Below are 15,647 nucleotides of genomic sequence, written 5' to 3' on the forward strand. Positions count from 1 at the left end.
GATTTAATGACGGCGATGATGAGAGAGTTGAGGTCTAATTCCCACCTTTTTGGCGGGAATGCTCCTTTCGTTGAGGAGCTTTACGAGCAGTACCTGAGTGACCCGCAACTGGTTGATCAGGAATGGCGCTCCTACTTCGATAAGATGCAGCAAAGCCCGGGTGTGGTTGATCGTGATATTCCACGAGCGCCGATTGAAGAATCCTTCCGCCAGCTGACTCGCAAACCCCGCTATGTACAGCAAGGTGGCGCAGTTGACGAAGAGGCTACGCGTAAGCAGGTTAATCTGCTTCGTTTAATCTCTGCTTACCGCATTATGGGTTCGCGTCAGGCAAGTCTCGATCCTTTGCAGCGTATGGATCAGGCGCGTTTGCCAGAGCTTGATGCAAAGCACCATGGTTTTACCGATGCCGATATGGCAACCACCTTTGGTACTAATATTGCGGGGATGGAGCGAGCCACCCTTGCTGAAGTGATTGCGTTTTTAAAGCAAACTTACAGCGGCAATATTGGTCTGGAATATATGCACATCACCAATGCAGAACAACGCAAGTGGGTGCAGCAATGGTTTGAATCCCGCCGCTCAACGCCATCCTATGGCATCGAGCAAAAAAAACGCACACTGCAAAAAGTAACAGCCGCAGAAACACTCGAACAATACCTGCATAAAAAATACGTCGGCCAAAAGCGCTTCTCGCTGGAAGGTGGCGACTCCATGATCCCGGCACTGGATTATTTAGTGCAAGGCGCAGGTGCAGTGGGTGTGCAGGAATTGATTATTGGTATGGCGCACCGTGGCCGTCTGAATGTGCTGGTTAACACGCTGGGTAAGCAGCCGCGTGATTTATTCAGCGAATTTGAAGGCCGCTCAGTCAGCGACTTGTCATCTGGTGACGTGAAGTACCATATGGGTTTCTCGGCCGATATCCCGACACCGGGCGGCCCTATTCACTTAAGCCTTGCGTTTAACCCATCCCACCTTGAAATCGTCAACCCTGTGGTTGAAGGCTCGGTGCGTGCGCGTCAGCAGCGTCGTGGCGATAAGCTGGGTGAGCAAGTCTTGCCGGTGCTGATCCACGGTGACTCAGCCTTTATTGGTCTGGGTACTAACCAAGGTACGTTTAACTTAGCCAATACCCGTGGCTACGGTACCGGTGGTACGGTGCATCTGGTGGTGAATAACCAGGTGGGTTTCACTACATCGGACACCCGTGATACCCGCTCGACGATTTACTGTACTGATATCGCCAAGATGGTTGAAGCGCCGATTTTCCACGTCAATGGCGATGATCCGGAAAGCGTGATTCTGGTGATGCAGGCTGCACTTGAATTTCGCATGAAATTCCACCGCGATGTGGTGGTGGATTTGGTGTGCTTCCGTAAGTTTGGTCACAATGAAGCGGATGATCCGTTTGTGACTCAGCCTATGATGTACAAAAAAATCGGCCAGCACCCAGGCGCGCGTAAGAAATACGCCGATCGCCTGATTGCCGAAGGTGTAGTGACCAGCGATGAAGCGGATAGCCTGATCCAGGAATATCGTGCAGCGCTGGATCGCGGTGAGCACGTAGAGCAAACCACGCTGACCGATTACAAACGCTCGCATGCGATTGATTTCTCACGTTATATGGGCGTGCACTGGCGTCATCCGGTGGCAACAGCCGTGCCGCAGGCTGATTTAGTCCGCCTGACTGAAAAATTCACCAAAGTGCCTGATGATTTCAAGCTGCGCTCGAACGTAGACAAAATCATTAAGGAACGCATCGCCATGGTCAACGGCGAGCAGCCGGTTGACTTTGGTATGGCTGAGCATCTGGCCTACGCCACACTCTTAACCGAAGGCTACGCGGTGCGTATCTCGGGTGAAGATTGCGGTCGCGGTACGTTTAATCACCGCCATGCGGTATTGCACGATCAAAACCGCGAAAAATGGGATCAGGGCGTTCATATTCCATTGCAGCATTTGGCTGAGAAACAAGCCAACTTTACCGTCATTGATTCGATCCTGAATGAAGAAGCGGTGCTGGCTTTTGAATATGGCTATGCCTGCTCTGCACCGGATGAGTTGACTATCTGGGAAGCGCAGTTCGGTGACTTTGCCAACGGCGCGCAAGTGGTGATCGATCAGTTTATTACTTCAGGCGAAACAAAATGGGGCCGTCTGTGTGGCCTGACCATGATGTTGCCGCACGGCTACGATGGCCAAGGTCCAGAGCATTCATCTGCCCGCGTTGAGCGCTACTTGCAACTCTGTGCAGAGCACAATGTGCAGGTGCTGATGATGTCTGAGGCTGCGCAAATGTTCCATGCGCTACGCCGTCAGATGCTGCGCCCAAGCCGTAAACCGCTGATTATCATCATGAGCAAAAAGCTCCTGAAAGCGAAAATGGCATCCAGCCCGATTGAAGACTTCACCAAGGGTGAGTTCCGCCCGGTGATTGGTGATCAGGGCAGTCTGGACGCGAAGAAAGTGAAGCGCGTTGTGATGTGTGCCGGTCAGGTGTATTACGACCTGCTGGCAGGCCGCTCAGAGCGCGATATCAAAGACATCGCAATTGTGCGCATTGAGCAGCTTTATCCATTCCCGACGGAAGAGTTAAAAGCTGAGATCGAAAAATACCCGAATGCGCGTGAAGTGATGTGGGTACAGGAAGAACCACGTAATCAGGGCGCATGGCATCAGATCCGCCATAGACTGGAAGCGTGCATGCATCCTAAGCAAACCCTGCTGTATGCAGGCCGTACCTCGTCGGCGTCGCCAGCTGTGGGTTATATGAGCAAGCACACTGCACAGCTTAAATCCTTCGTTGAAGAAGCAATGACACTGTAAACCAGAGGCGGCGCCCGGTGCGCCGCTTTGACTCGCCAGATTCGCTTGGAGTGAAAAATGATTATCGAAATTTTAGTACCACAATTGCCTGAATCCGTTTCTGAAGCTTCGCTTTTACAGTGGAAGAAAAAAGTAGGCGAAGCCGTTGCCCGTGATGAGCAGCTGATTGATATCGAAACCGATAAAGTTGTATTAGAAATCACGGCTCCGCAAGCCGGTGTTTTGGCTTCTATTGTTCAGCAGGAAGGCGCTACTGTTGGCAGCCTGCAGCTGATCGCAACCATTGATACCGAAGCCACCGTTGCTGCACCGGCCAATGTTGTGCCTGAAACTGTAAAGACCGAGCAAGATGTTCGCGTAGCTGATGCGGCTAAAGAAGCCGGTGTTTCAGCGGGCGCAATCGGTTTTGGCACCGCAGTGATGCCAGCTGCTAAAAAACTGGCTGCAGATGCGGGCATCAATACCGCAGATGTAGGCGGCACTGGCCGTGGTGGCCGTGTGCTGAAAGAAGATGTACAGAATCACCTAGCAAAACCTGCTGCAGCACCGGCATCTGCGCCTGTACCGCAAGGCGACCGTGCTGAGCAACGTGTACCAATGAGCCGTTTGCGTGCCCGTGTGGCAGAGCGCCTGCTTGAATCGCAACAAACCAATGCCATCCTCACGACCTTCAATGAAATTAATATGAAGCCGGTAATGGATCTGCGTAATAAATACAAAGATAAATTTGAAAAAGACCACGGCGTGAAGCTGGGCTTTATGGGCTTCTTTGTTAAAGCTGCGGTTCACGCACTGAAAAAATACCCGATCCTGAATGCATCCGTTGATGGTAACGATATCGTTTACCACGGCTACTTTGATATCGGTGTGGCGGTAGGTAGCCCGCGTGGCCTCGTGGTGCCGGTGATCCGTAATGCGGATCAGCTGAGCTTGGCTGAAATCGAAAAAACCATTGCCGATTTTGGTAAGCGCGCGCAAGCCGGCAAACTGGGGATCGAAGAGCTGACTGGTGGTACTTACACCATCTCTAACGGCGGTACATTTGGCTCCATGATGTCCACCCCGATTATCAACCCGCCACAATCTGCGATTCTGGGCATGCACGCCACTAAAGAGCGCGTTGTCGTTGAGAATGGTGAAATGGTGATTCGCCCGATGATGTATCTGGCTCAGTCTTACGATCACCGCATCATCGATGGCCGCGAAGCGGTATTGTCGCTGGTAGCCATCAAAGAAGTGATCGAAGACCCAGCGCGTTTGCTGCTTGATATCTAATTAAAGTGAATTGTTTAGGGCGGGTTAGCGGCTTTATCGCGTAACCCGCCATGGCATATCGCAAAATATTGAATCACAGAGTCGGGGCGTTGATCACGCCCTTGCTCTTTCTCAAAGGTTTCCAAACCATGAGCAAAGAATTTGACGTTGTTGTAATCGGTGGCGGCCCTGGTGGCTATGTGGCTGCGATTCGCGCCTCGCAACTGGGCTTTAATACTGCATGTATCGATGCAACTTCAGACAAAGATGGCAAAGCGAGCCTAGGTGGTACGTGTTTGAATGTGGGATGTATCCCTTCTAAAGCACTGCTGCAATCGTCAGAAAACTACTTTAATGCGGCGCATCATTTTGGCGATCACGGTATCTCTACCGGTACGCTGAAAATGGACGTGGCCAAAATGCTGGCACGCAAGCAGGAAATCATTACAAAAAACACCGGCGGCATTGCTTACCTCTTCAAAAAGAACAAAGTGACGTCTTTCCACGGCGTAGGCGCGTTTAAAGCGAAAGCAGGCGATGCTTATGTGTTGGAAGCCAAGCTGGCTGACGGCTCAGTTGAAGAAATCACCGCGAAGCACGTCATTATTGCGACGGGCTCCAGCGTTCGCCAATTGCCGGGCGTGACCATTGATAATCACCTGGTGTTGGATAACGAAGGCGCACTGGCGATTCCTGCCGTGCCAAAACGCTTGGGCGTGATTGGCGCTGGCGTGATCGGCTTAGAAATGGGCTCGGTTTGGAAGCGTCTGGGTAGTGAAGTGACCGTATTAGAAGCCATGCCGACATTCCTAGGCGCAGCGGACGAGCAAGTCGCACGCGAAGCCAAGAAATTCCTGACTAAAGAAACCGGTCTCGTGATCAATACCGGCGTTAAAATCGGCGAAATCAAAACCGGTAAAAAAGACGTGACCGTGCACTGGACCGATGTAGCGGGTACAGAGCAAGTTAGCGTATTTGATAAACTGGTCGTTGCTATTGGCCGTGTGCCAAACACATCTGGCCTAAACGCAGATGCTGTTGGTCTTAAGCTGACCGAGCGTGGCCAGATTGATGTAAACGACGATTGTCAAAGCAATCTGCCTAATGTTTGGGCGATTGGTGATGTGGTTCGCGGCCCGATGCTGGCGCACAAAGCATCGGACGAAGGTGTGGCCGTGGCTGAGCGTATTGCTGGCCAGCATCCGCATATCGATTTTAACAATATCCCTTGGGTGATTTACACCAGCCCGGAAATTGCGTGGGTGGGTAAAACCGAAGAGCAGCTTAAAGCCGCTGGCGTTGAATACAAAAAAGGTCAATTTTTGTTCTCCGCTAATGGCCGTGCTTTAGCGCTGGGCGAGGGTAAGGGTTTTGTTAAGATGCTGGCGGATAAGACTACCGATCGCATTTTAGGTGTGCATATCGTGGGTCCATTTGCTTCAGAGCTAATTGCTGAAGCGGTTGTTGCAATGGAATTCAATGCTTCTTCAGAAGATATTGCCCGTATTGTTCATGCTCATCCGTCCCTGTCTGAAGCCTTGCACGAAGCGGCTTTAGCATGCGATAAGCGTGGTTTGCACTCTTAATTTGTAAGCATGTAGGGTGGCTTAGCCACGGTTTTTTGGGCGTCACCCGCCATGGCACCACGGTGGGTGACGGCATAAAACCGCCTAACCCACTCTACAACTACAGAATGCTTAAGAAGTTTAAGAAGTTTTAGATTATTTTCATCACTCAATATGTTTCACGGTATGCGGCCGATTTGCATATCCTCTTTCCTTAAAAGGGTCTCAGATGAATCTTCATGAATATCAAGCCAAGGCATTATTGGCTAAATACGGTCTTCCAGTACAACGCGGTATTCTGGCGCATACGCCTGAAGAAGCTGCTGCGGCATATGACACTTTAGGTGGCAAATTTGCGGTGGTTAAAGCCCAAGTTCACGCCGGTGGCCGTGGTAAAGCGGGTGGCGTTAAAGTGGTTAAATCCCGTGAAGAAGCCGCAGAAATTGCTAAAGGCCTGATTGGCACAAACTTAGTAACCTACCAGACCGATGCAGCGGGCCAGCCTGTGCATTCCGTATTGGTTTGTGAAGATATGTATCCGGTTCAGCGCGAGCTATACCTTGGCGCGGTGGTCGATCGCTCCAGCCAGCGCGTGGTATTTATGGTTTCCACCGAAGGCGGTGTTGAGATCGAGAAAGTCGCTGAAGAAACACCAGAAAAAATCATCAAAGTAACCGTTGATCCATTGGTTGGCATGCAGCCATTCCAAGCGCGTGATTGCGCGTTTGCTCTGGGTCTGGAAGGCAAGCAAGTTACGCACTTCACCAAAATGATGCTGGGCGCGGCCGAAGCGTTCATTGCTAACGACTTTGCACTGTTTGAAATCAACCCGCTGGCTCTGCGTGAAAACGGCGAGCTGTGCTGTGTGGATGCCAAGATTGGTCTGGATTCAAATGCGCTGTATCGCCTGCCAGAGCTGTTAGCTCAGCGCGATAAATCGCAAGAAAACGAGCGCGAAGTAAAAGCTTCCGAGTTCGAACTGAACTACGTAGCACTGGAAGGCAATATCGGTTGTATGGTGAACGGCGCTGGCCTTGCAATGGCCACAATGGACATCATCAAACTGAAAGGCGGCCAGCCGGCTAACTTCCTGGATGTAGGCGGTGGTGCAACCAAAGATCGCGTGATCGAAGCCTTCAAGTTGATCTTGGCTGATGATTCGGTGAAGGGCGTGCTGATCAATATCTTCGGCGGTATCGTACGTTGCGACATGATTGCTGAAGCGATTATTGCTGCGGTGAAAGAAGTGAATGTAACTGTGCCGGTTGTGGTGCGTTTAGAAGGCAATAACGCCGAATTGGGCGCTAAGCTTCTGAACGAATCCGGTCTGAAGCTGACTTCGGCTCAAGGCCTGAATGACGCAGCCGAGAAAATTGTCGCTGCTGTTGCTGCGCTTTAATCCGACATCCGCTGAAAGGAAAAAATAATGAGCGTTTTAGTAAATAAAGACACCAAAGTATTGGTGCAAGGTTTCACCGGTAAGAACGGTACATTCCACGCAGAACAAGCACTGAAGTGCGGTACTAAGGTGGTTGGCGGTGTAACACCAGGTAAAGGCGGCTCACGTCACCTTGATCTGCCTGTGTTCAACACCATGAAAGATGCAATGCGCGAAACGCAAGCAGATGCATCGGTGATCTACGTGCCGGCACCATTTGCTAAAGATTCGATTCTGGAAGCGATTGATTCAGGCGTACAGCTGATTGTATGTATCACCGAAGGCGTGCCAACACTGGATATGCTGTATGTGAAAAAAGCGGTTGATGAAGCCGGCATCCGCCTGATCGGCCCTAACTGCCCAGGTATTATCACTCCGGGCGAATGCAAGATCGGCATTATGCCTTGGCACATCCATCAGCCAGGCCGCATCGGTATTGTAAGCCGCTCTGGTACGTTGACTTACGAAGCTGTTGCGCAAACTACAGCTTTGGGTCTGGGCCAATCGACATGTATCGGTATCGGTGGCGATCCAATCCCGGGTCTCTCCCATATCGATGCACTGCGCTTATTCCAAGATGATCCGGATACCGACGCCATCATCATGATCGGTGAAATCGGTGGCTCGGCTGAAGAAGAAGCGGCAGAATTTGCTCAGTCCTACGTGACGAAGCCAGTGGTTGGCTATATCGCGGGTGTAACCGCGCCTAAGGGCAAACGCATGGGCCACGCGGGTGCGATTATCTCTGGCGGTAAAGGCACTGCAGAAGAAAAATTCGCAGCGTTTGAGCGTGCAGGCATTGCCTACACACGCAGCCCGGCAGAATTGGGCTCGACAATGCTTGAACTGCTGAAATCTAAAGGTATGATTTAATTCTCTTTTTGAATTAAACACCTAAAAAACCCCGGAAGAAATTCCGGGGTTTTTTTATTGGGCGTAAGACACGGCGAGCCGGTTTTTAATGATCTAGTCTGGTATTAGTTCGGGTTTGCTTAGGAGCACAGAGCATGCGATTCAGGCTTGGGGTTTGTTTATGCGTATGGTTTTTTTGCTGCTCTGCGCTTTGGGCGGAAGAAGTGACTATTTTTGCCAGCGATGATTACCGGCCTGTCACTTTTCGCAATGATCAGGGACAGGAAGATGGAATTGGCTATACCGTGATTAAGCATTACGAACAATTAAGTGGTAATAAAGTCATCTTAGATATGGCCTCCTGGAAACGGTCCTATCTGCTGGCAGAAAAAGGTAAGGGAGGCATTATTGGCCTGTCTAAAACCAAAGCAAGGCTGGAGATTTTTGATTATTCCGAGCCCTTTTATGAATCTATTGTGGGGCTGGTGGTAAAAAAGGGGAAAGAGTTTCCTTTTAACTCGGTGGCCGATTTGAAAGGAAAAATAATCAGCGTAACCAATACGGCTAGTTACGGCGAAGAATTTGATCATGCGCTTGCAACAAAACTGTTTCAGGTCGATGTGAATTACACATCCGACGTGCGCTTAAAAAAACTGCTTTATGACCGGGTGGATTGTGCTGTAGTAAATAACGCAGAAAATAGCTTGGATTCTATGCTAAAAAAAGATCCTGAATTACTGGCTAAGCGCGATCAGTTTGTCTATCTGAGTAAGCCGCTGGTACGTGATCCTATTCATTTGGCCTTTCATAAATCAATGAAGATGCAGGCATTTTTAACTGAGTTTAATCGTGCAATTAAGGATGCAAAGCAAAAAGGAATGATTCCTTAATCACTGGCTTGCTATCAATTTGAAACAGTATCCCGGATTGCAATGGTCTTTGCATGAGGTATGGGCATGAAATATTCAATTCCAATTTTGTGCATGGCTCTGATTGCATCCGTATGTGCAGCAGTGGAGCTTACTATTTTTGCCAATGAGGAATACCGGCCGGTTAGCTACAAAGATCAGCATGGCATGGCTTCTGGTGTGGCATCTGAAGTTATTAAACGGCATGAATTGCGTACGGGTGACAAAATTAAACTTGAAATGAGCTCATGGCGGCGTGCTTATGAGCTGGCATTAAAGGGGCAGGGGGGGATTATCGGGCTGTCAAAAACCAAAGAGCGTTTATCTCTGTTTGATTATTCAGAGCCTGTTTATGATGTGATTGTGACTGTGGTCGTTAAAAAAGGAAAAGAATTCCCTTTTCGATCCGTTCATGATTTAAAAGGCAAGCTGGTCGGGATGACCAATGGGGCCAGTTATGGTGCAGAGTTTAACGCAGCCCTAGAGGCGCACCTTTTTACTGCTGATTTTAATTACCTGTCAGCGGCCAGGTTTAAAAAATTACTCCATGACCGTGTAGATTGTGTGGTGTTTGGGGGCGGACAGCAGGGGCTGCAGCAAGCGCTGAGTTCAGACCCTGAGCTGCTGGCTAATCAGGATCAGTTTGTTATATTAGAGCACCCCTTGATTTATGATCCCGTTTACCTTGGTTTTCATAAGTCTATGAATATGAAATCTTTTATCAATACGTTTAATAAAACAATTAAAGAGGCTAAATACACGGGTATCTTGCCTAAGACTAAAAATTAGGCCGTTGTTTTAAAAGTGTATTCAGCCCCGAGCACGTTTATTCTTCGCCCGGTACGTGCTGAGCAAAGACTTCGGCTTCTGTCATATTGTGGGTTGCATTAGAAAAATCGTAAAAAGCAGGTTTTTTATCAATAAAAATCTGGTGATCAAAAATAAAGTCGTCCTGTTGCTCAAATAAGCCAGCAGAAACAATATATTGTTGCGCTTCTTTTAAGAAATAAAATAAATGGCTGCCGCATTGTTTGCAAAAGCCACGCTCAGCCCACTCAGAAGAGTCATAGCGGCTGATCATATCCTCTGCTGAAAACGTGACATCTGTGCCGCAGTCTGTGGCCAGAAACGGGCCTCCGGTCCATTTTCTGCACATATTGCAATGACAAGCCCCAATTTTATGGCTTCTTGCCTTTGCACTCAATTGCACTGCACCGCATAAACATGCACCTTTATATTCCTGAGTCATGATCATCTCTTAAGTAGGTTCAGAGCACAGATCTTATCGGATTCCGTTAATAATACGTATGAATTTGGCATGATGTAAATGAGGTCTGTTTTGCTAAAGGGTATGACCGTGTAATTCGCAATAGCCAGCAGTGATCAATCGTTGTTAGTCTTGGTGCTATTGATAAGGAGGATTTGTTTTGACGCAACAGCAACGTGCTTATGCCTATGGTTTATCTGCCGTATTGGCGTGGTCTACTGTGGCCACTGCATTTAAATTGAGCCTCGCTCATTTAAGCCCGGCGCAATTACTCCTGTATGCCAGTGCAGCATCATTGCTGGCTTTATTGTCTATTTTAATTTACCAGGGGCGCTTACATGAAGTGTGGCCTGCTTTTCGTAAAAACTGGCGCGTTTCATTATTATTTGGCGCAATTAATCCTTTTGCATATTATCTTATTTTATTTAAAGCCTATGATTTATTGCCAGCGCAAGAAGCTCAGGCCATTAATTATACATGGGCATTAACGATGACTTTGCTGGCGGTGCCTCTTTTAAAACAGCCATTAAAACGAAATGATCTCCTAGCCGCCTTGCTTTGCTACTTTGGTGTATTACTTATCGCAACCAGGGGAGATTTGTTTCATTTGAATTTTTCTAATTTAAATGGTTTGGGTCTGGCATTAATTTCTACTCTGCTATGGGCTGCGTATTGGATATTAAATACGAAAGATCAAAGAGAGCCAGTGCTGGGGTTAACCCTTAATTTTGCTGTTTCTTTGCCGCTTTCTCTTTTATGGTGTCTTTTTCATGGAGAGCTGGTCAGTGTTAGCTGGCAGGGTATTGCCGGAGCCATTTATGTGGGCGCTTTTGAGATGGGATTTACTTTTGTATTGTGGTTATTTGCTATGAAGCTGAGCCAAAGTACAGCCAAGATTGCAAATCTTATCTTTTTATCTCCTATTATTTCTTTATTTTTTATTTGGCTGTTTATCGGCGAAACTATTCAAACTTCCACTTTACTGGGCCTAGGGTTTATTTTGCTCGGTTTATTAACGCAAAAATTTCAGGGTGCAAGGCTCTGTTGATGTCCATAGTCCGGCATAGCGTTTTCTGAATCAAACGTCAGCAGCCTCATGTGTGCTTTTACGGGCAGAGTATTCGTTTTCATGATCGTAGCAGGGTGAATAGGTGCTGGTTACTCATACCTTGCTCGCTTTGCCTAGCGCCCCGGTGCTGCATTTGCTGTAAAAAAATATTTTTTAAGCACTCAATGTGTGTCTTTTGTATCTTATGGGCAGGGTGATTAAGATTTTTTTATGGGCAGGTGGCCAATAAGGGGGATTTTCTTGAGGGTTTATAGATTATTTAGCGATATAGCTTAGGCTGTATCGCTATTTTTTTGTGTGTTGCTTTTGTGATGATAAATTTAAATTGGTACTTATCAATTATATTTGATTTTATTTACTCCAATGACGTATGAATTTTTATTGAGTTTTACTGATTATTTTGTGTGATTAATATCACATTGATTTTATGCGTATTTAAAGATAATCCATTTTTTATTTTGGTTTTTCTATTATTTAGCTTGTTTTTGAATATTAGTAAATGATTATTTATAATTTTTACTGGTATTGTTGATTAATTGTTTTTTAGTTTTTAAGCAAGGCAAGGTCTTTGTTTTTGTTTTTTTGTAGTGTGTATAGGGTAATTATTAATTTTTTAGTTTGTTGGCCTTTTGCTATATTGGCCGCCATGTTTTTAATAGCGTTGACTGTAGTTTACATGCTCAGTAATTGTTTGCTTTGGATTGATTTTATTTTATTTAAATGAATTGATGCGGAGTAAGGGATGACGTCAAGAATTTATATATCTAATATGCTGGAATAAATGTCATGGTTCGTACCGCGCTTATTTTGCCTGTTCGTAATGCCGGGCCTTATTTAGATCAGTTATTACCTGCATTGGCTGCGCAATCACTAAAAGTGGATGAGTGGCTTGTTGTTGATAGTGAATCTTCTGATGGTTCGGCCGCCCGGTTTGCTGCTGCGGGAGCTGTGGTGAAAATAATTGATGCAAAAAATTTTAATCACGGCGGTACACGTGAATGGGCGCGTCAGCAAATTAAAGCCGATATTGTGATTTACATGACCCAGGATGCTATTCCGGCTAATCCGCAGGCATTGCAAAATTTGCGGGATGCTATTCTGGCCAATGACGCCATTGCTGCAGCATATGGTCGCCAATTGCCCCGCTCAGGCGCAGGTGTTTTGGAGGGGCATTCCCGTAGCTTTAATTATCCGGAGCAAAGCCGGACCAAGCACTTAAGTGATGCGCCTGAATTAGGGATTAAAACGTGTTTTAGTTCAGATTCCTTTGCTGCATATCGCAATACGGCGCTGGATGCCGTTGGTGGCTTTCCTGCAGACATTATTGGCACTGAAGACGCTTATGTGGCGGGAAAAATGCTATTACAGAACTGGTGTATTCGTTATGAGGCCTCTGCCGAGGTCTTCCATTCCCACCACTACACCTTAATGCAGGAATTTCGGCGCTATTTTGATATTGGCGTTTTTTATGGCCGCGAATCATGGATAGGCGATCTGTTTGGCAAAGCGGGCAGTGAAGGGCGGCGTTTTCTTGCTTCAGAGCTGCAGGCTTTATCCCGTGCCGGGCAACGCTGGCGTCATCCTGAAGTGATGCTCCGTGTGGCGTGCAAGCTGGCGGGGTATCGCTTAGGGCATCTGGAAAAATATCTGCCCCGTTTTGTAAAACGCCACATTGGCATGTTTGCGGCTTACTGGAAATAACGACCGATGAAAAATAGCGCTGTACTTTGCCTGCTGATATCTTGCCTGAGCGCTTGTTCCACGCCTAGCAGCCTGCTGTTGCCTGAGCAAAGCGTGCTGGATGAGCGCCGGATTGAGTTACATGACATCAGCCAATTACCTGCGCCAATGACCCGAATTATGAATGGGGATACCCTCAGAATTGTGAGGGATGCGCAAACGCCTGCTGAAAAAGATGAAATGGTTTTATTTTTTATCCGGCCAGATGGCTCATTTTCTTATCCTTTTGTGGGCTTAATTCAAGCCGCACAACGCAGCCCTGAGGATGTAGCTGCAGAGATCAGCGAAAAACTGGCTGCAATTTATCGCTATCCGAAAGTCACCGTAAATATCGCGATTGCTCCGGGAAATCGCGTGTTTGTTGGCGGAGCGGTGCGCAATCCTTCTGCTTTTGAATTAACTGCTGCCGCGAGTATTGAGCAGGCCATTATTGGTGCAGGCGGTGTTTTGCCCTCCGCAGACAGCGAGCATATTGCTTTACTCAGGATGGATGCTGCGGGTCTTTACCAGGTTTATTTCACTGATTTCAGCCAGTTTTTACAGGCAAAGCCTCAGCGCCGTGGCGTGATACTACAAAGAGGAGATATCGTTTTTGTGCCTAAATCTGCACTGGGCAATGCGATTGAGGGCGTGGATTTATATTTCAATCAGTTAATTCCTTTTTCTAAGGGAATTGGGATTGGGTTTAGCTACGATTTGAATAAAACCACGGGCTCATCTACCACAGTGACGTTGCCATGATAGAAATTCGTACATTTCGGGATATTATCCGACTTTTTTTTATTTTTAAAAGAGAGTTTCGCTGGGCGCTGATTGCAACGGTTATTTTAATTGTGCTGGGGGCTTTTCTTTTGCCTTCTCGCTATGTTTCAGAATCCCGTTTACTTGTAAAGCCAGGCAGGGCAATGAGCACGGTACCTATTGAGTACAGTGACAGGCAAACGCTGCTTGCCCCAAGTACGCAGCGTGATCCAATTCTTGATGAAGAAAAAATGCTCACTGGCAGGCCGGTTATTCGGCAGGTGGCTGAGTATTACTTAAATGAAGTCAGTGATCATTCTGAAAAGAATGGCTGGAAACTGATTAAGTTTTATATAAAAAAAGGCGTGTCCGATATTCTTGACGGTGTGCGCTCTGTTTTAGTTTTTATCGGGCTTTCAGAAGCGCAAACGCCTTTGGATCGTTTGGCCAGTAAATTAGAAAAACAATTTGTGGTTACGCATGAAGCGGGCTCATCGGTTATGGAAATCAGCTTTACATGGGATGATCCGCTGATTGCACAGCTTGTCGTTAATAAATGGATAGAGGTTTATCAGACAGAGCGTGGAAAAAAACTGGCTAATGATAGCCTCTATGGTTTTTATGAGCGGGAAAGCCAGCGTATTGCCGGACAAATTGCGGCTGATAAAGCGAAAATTGCAGAAAAATTAAAAGATATTGATGGCATGAGCAGCAAGGAAAAGCTGGAAAGCCTGAGTGATCGCATTAATAAGGTCGCTGCGCAGCGGGCGGAGGCCTATGCCCTGCAGCAGGGGCTGGCAAGCGGTATTCTGAGCGCGGGCCGCAATGCGGGCGATTTACCTCAGGAGGTGAGTAAAGAGCGTGAATTAAGTTTAAACCCCACTCAGCAGGATTTAAAACTTAAATTAAGCGGCCTGATCATTGAGCGCTTAGATAAATTAAAGAATTATCAGGATCAGGCTCCTCCAATTCTGGAGCTCAATCGCAGTATCAGTGCGCTTAAAGAGCGTATTACCGAAGAAAAAGAAACGATTCAGCGCTCCGAAAATCGGGTTCCTAATGAATTAGTCACCATGCTTAAGCGCTCTGCATTGGAGCGGGATACTCGGGTGAGCGAATTAAAAGCGCAAATGATTGCTTATGACGGCGAGTTGGCTAAGCTTAAAAATGAAAGACAGCGGATTTTAGCGATAGACCCGGCCTTATCAGATTTAGAGCGTGATTTATCTGTGGCAGAGAAAAATTACCGGCTTTATATAGATAGCCTTGAAAAAGCGCGTATTGACAGAGCATTAGATAATAGTCGGATTAGTAATATTGCCGTAATTGAGCAGGCTACTTTTTCACCTGCTCGGGTTTTTCCTAAAAGCTTAATGATGCTTTTAATGGCTTTGCCAGCGGGTTGTGCGGTAGGTATATTTGTTATTTATATCTGTTATTTATCTGATCAGCGTATTCATGATGGCGGCAGGGTAAAACATCATTTTGGCGTGCCATTATGGACTACGGTGATGGAGCAGAAAACGGGCGCTTCCGCGGCTGTATCTGCCTCTTTTGAAGCAAGTATTTACCGGCTGTACAGCCAGTTGCCATTAACTGTACTGAAAGAAAAAGGGCTGAATATTGGCATCACGTCTTCCCGGCACGGGGAAGGGGTAGGTTACCTGATCGGCCAGTTTCAGCGCATTCTGAGCGAGCGCGGTATTCCAAATCGCCTTGCTGATGATGAATGTGCCCGCCCCGGTGAGATTGTTTTGATTGATGCATCGGCATTATTAAGTAATCAGGCGGCTTTTGTGCGGCTTAAACAGGCGGATTTAATTTTACTGGTGGTTGAGGCAAGGCAATCTACCGTGCCTGTAGTTGAAAACACCCTATCTATTTTGAATACGGCATTTAAAAAAGTAGACGGCATTATTATTAATCGCCGGCAGTTTGAGATTTCTTCCGGATTACTCAGCCGTATTTCTCGTTAAGAGGGCTT

Annotated in this window: 12 protein-coding genes; 11 read left to right on the forward strand and 1 reads right to left on the reverse strand. The window is 47.2% G+C overall.

The window, feature by feature from the left end:
* Positions 1-15: 15 nt before the first annotated feature.
* The 7 genes from DYD62_RS07365 (at position 16) to DYD62_RS07395 (ending at position 9,635) form a co-directional block, all read left to right on the forward strand.
* Complete coding sequence (locus DYD62_RS07365; protein ID WP_115228236.1) at positions 16-2,829, forward strand: 2-oxoglutarate dehydrogenase E1 component; 2,814 nt, start codon at positions 16-18, stop codon at positions 2,827-2,829.
* A gap of 57 nt (positions 2,830-2,886) precedes the next feature.
* Positions 2,887-4,104 carry a 2-oxoglutarate dehydrogenase complex dihydrolipoyllysine-residue succinyltransferase gene (gene odhB, locus DYD62_RS07370; protein WP_115226735.1) on the forward strand — a complete coding sequence of 406 codons (1,218 nt, stop codon included), beginning with the start codon at positions 2,887-2,889 and terminating at the stop codon, positions 4,102-4,104.
* Positions 4,105-4,232: 128 nt separating this feature from the next.
* Positions 4,233-5,669 (forward strand): dihydrolipoyl dehydrogenase, encoded by a 1,437-nt coding sequence (gene lpdA, locus DYD62_RS07375; protein ID WP_115226736.1) that lies wholly within the window; start codon positions 4,233-4,235, stop codon positions 5,667-5,669.
* Positions 5,670-5,877: 208 nt separating this feature from the next.
* Positions 5,878-7,047 carry an ADP-forming succinate--CoA ligase subunit beta gene (gene sucC, locus DYD62_RS07380; protein ID WP_115226737.1) on the forward strand — a complete coding sequence of 390 codons (1,170 nt, stop codon included), beginning with the start codon at positions 5,878-5,880 and terminating at the stop codon, positions 7,045-7,047.
* Between the two features lie 27 nt (positions 7,048-7,074).
* The gene (gene sucD, locus DYD62_RS07385) at positions 7,075-7,959 is read left to right on the forward strand and encodes a succinate--CoA ligase subunit alpha (RefSeq protein ID WP_115226738.1); all 885 of its coding nucleotides are present in this window, start codon (positions 7,075-7,077) and stop codon (positions 7,957-7,959) included.
* 134 nt (positions 7,960-8,093) lie between these two features.
* Positions 8,094-8,828 carry a substrate-binding periplasmic protein gene (locus tag DYD62_RS07390; protein WP_115226739.1) on the forward strand — a complete coding sequence of 245 codons (735 nt, stop codon included), beginning with the start codon at positions 8,094-8,096 and terminating at the stop codon, positions 8,826-8,828.
* A gap of 66 nt (positions 8,829-8,894) precedes the next feature.
* Entirely contained in the window at positions 8,895-9,635 is a 741-nt protein-coding gene (locus tag DYD62_RS07395) for a substrate-binding periplasmic protein (protein WP_165928689.1), read from the forward strand.
* Between the two features lie 37 nt (positions 9,636-9,672).
* On the opposite strand, the gene DYD62_RS07400 is transcribed toward DYD62_RS07395, so the two are convergent.
* Entirely contained in the window at positions 9,673-10,095 is a 423-nt protein-coding gene (locus tag DYD62_RS07400; RefSeq protein WP_115226741.1) for a GFA family protein, read from the reverse strand.
* Positions 10,096-10,273: 178 nt separating this feature from the next.
* Here DYD62_RS07400 and DYD62_RS07405 point away from each other — a divergent pair, with 178 nt between their 5' ends.
* The 4 genes from DYD62_RS07405 (at position 10,274) to DYD62_RS07420 (ending at position 15,639) form a co-directional block, all read left to right on the forward strand.
* Complete coding sequence (locus tag DYD62_RS07405; RefSeq protein WP_115226742.1) at positions 10,274-11,161, forward strand: DMT family transporter; 888 nt, start codon at positions 10,274-10,276, stop codon at positions 11,159-11,161.
* 807 nt (positions 11,162-11,968) lie between these two features.
* Positions 11,969-12,883, forward strand: coding sequence for a glycosyltransferase family 2 protein (locus tag DYD62_RS07410; protein ID WP_115226743.1), 915 nt, complete (start codon positions 11,969-11,971; stop codon positions 12,881-12,883).
* A gap of 6 nt (positions 12,884-12,889) precedes the next feature.
* Positions 12,890-13,663: a polysaccharide biosynthesis/export family protein gene (locus tag DYD62_RS07415; RefSeq protein WP_115226744.1), complete on the forward strand. Its 774-nt coding sequence runs from the start codon at positions 12,890-12,892 to the stop codon at positions 13,661-13,663.
* Positions 13,660-15,639 (forward strand): exopolysaccharide transport family protein, encoded by a 1,980-nt coding sequence (locus DYD62_RS07420; RefSeq protein ID WP_115226745.1) that lies wholly within the window; start codon positions 13,660-13,662, stop codon positions 15,637-15,639. The genes DYD62_RS07415 and DYD62_RS07420 overlap by 4 nt, the downstream gene beginning before the upstream one ends.
* Positions 15,640-15,647: the final 8 nt, after the last annotated feature.

This window comes from Iodobacter fluviatilis, assembly GCF_900451195.1.
In the GTDB taxonomy this organism is placed as follows: domain Bacteria; phylum Pseudomonadota; class Gammaproteobacteria; order Burkholderiales; family Chitinibacteraceae; genus Iodobacter; species Iodobacter fluviatilis.

Bases quoted from the DNA above. Each gene is read 5' to 3' on its own strand.
- DYD62_RS07420 (WP_115226745.1), top strand. From the start codon at position 13,660: ATGATAGAAATTCGTACATTTCGGGATATTATCCGACTTTTTTTTATT.
- lpdA (WP_115226736.1), top strand. From the start codon at position 4,233: ATGAGCAAAGAATTTGACGTTGTTGTAATCGGTGGCGGCCCTGGTGGC.
- DYD62_RS07390 (WP_115226739.1), top strand. From the start codon at position 8,094: ATGCGATTCAGGCTTGGGGTTTGTTTATGCGTATGGTTTTTTTGCTGC.
- DYD62_RS07365 (WP_115228236.1), top strand. From the start codon at position 16: ATGATGAGAGAGTTGAGGTCTAATTCCCACCTTTTTGGCGGGAATGCT.
- DYD62_RS07400 (WP_115226741.1), bottom strand. From the start codon at position 10,095: ATGACTCAGGAATATAAAGGTGCATGTTTATGCGGTGCAGTGCAATTG.
- DYD62_RS07415 (WP_115226744.1), top strand. From the start codon at position 12,890: ATGAAAAATAGCGCTGTACTTTGCCTGCTGATATCTTGCCTGAGCGCT.
- DYD62_RS07395 (WP_165928689.1), top strand. From the start codon at position 8,895: ATGAAATATTCAATTCCAATTTTGTGCATGGCTCTGATTGCATCCGTA.
- sucC (WP_115226737.1), top strand. From the start codon at position 5,878: ATGAATCTTCATGAATATCAAGCCAAGGCATTATTGGCTAAATACGGT.
- odhB (WP_115226735.1), top strand. From the start codon at position 2,887: ATGATTATCGAAATTTTAGTACCACAATTGCCTGAATCCGTTTCTGAA.
- DYD62_RS07410 (WP_115226743.1), top strand. From the start codon at position 11,969: ATGGTTCGTACCGCGCTTATTTTGCCTGTTCGTAATGCCGGGCCTTAT.
- sucD (WP_115226738.1), top strand. From the start codon at position 7,075: ATGAGCGTTTTAGTAAATAAAGACACCAAAGTATTGGTGCAAGGTTTC.